1 protein-coding gene is annotated in these 893 nt (G+C 48.7%); it reads left to right on the top strand.

Annotated elements, in window-relative coordinates; all coding sequences use genetic code 11:
- Positions 1-778, top strand: a 778-nt coding sequence (locus AAEZ08_RS22735; RefSeq protein ID WP_500125153.1) for a hypothetical protein, incomplete at its 5' end; no start/stop codon positions are given.
- Positions 779-893: the final 115 nt, after the last annotated feature.

The raw sequence follows: 893 nt of genomic DNA on the forward strand, positions 1-893 counted from the left end.
CTGCTTCATCGGAAAACTCGGTGAGTGGAGTCCGGGGATCTTGCCAAAATCAGGAAGTCTTCTTCAGAGTTTCCTTAATGCCGCCAGTGCAAACACATTTATTAGTGTAAATACTGCCCAGGCAGTCAATATCACCACATTGCTGACGGCAATAAACGCCAACAAAAATTTTAGCGCAAACTTCAATGGTGCTCAACTAACCGCCAACAATTTGCAACAGGCCGTCGCTGCGGCTGGCACCAATACGTCCATCAGCGCTAACACCGCACAAGCGGTCAACATCGATACGCTGCTAAGTGTGATAAAGACGAACAAGCGATTCAGTGCCGACTTTAATGGTGCCCAGTTAACCGCAAACAACTTGCAACAAGCTATCGCTGCGGCTGGCACCAATACGTCCATCAGCGTTAACACCGCTCAAGCGGTCAATATTGACACACTGCTAAGCGTGATCAGATCGAACAAGCGATTCAGCGCCAACTTCAATGGCGCTCAACTGACCGCCAACAACTTGCAACAGGCCGTCGCTGCGGCTGGCACCAATACGTCCATCAGCGTTAACACTGCTCAGTCAGTAAATATTGAAACTCTGCTCTCGATAATGGGCACCGCAGGCAGCACCAAAAAATTCTCGGCCTCATTCGACGGAGAATTTCTCAACACTACCAATCTCAAACGAGCAGTTTCAGCTGCTGGAAGCAATACATCCGTAACAGTAAATGATGCGCAGAAGGTTTCCATCAGCACTCTGCTAAGTATTGTAAATACGGCTGGATAATTAATCTATCAGCCTGGCTAGCCTACGGCTAGTCAGGCCCCTAAGGAAACTCTGAAGAAGACTTCCTGATTTTGGCAAGATCCCCGGACTCCACTCACCGAGTTTTCCGATGAAG

It is taken from the genome of Pseudomonas sp. E45-MNA-CIBAN-0222 (genome assembly GCF_040310405.1).
Lineage (GTDB): Bacteria > Pseudomonadota > Gammaproteobacteria > Pseudomonadales > Pseudomonadaceae > Stutzerimonas > Stutzerimonas stutzeri_AC.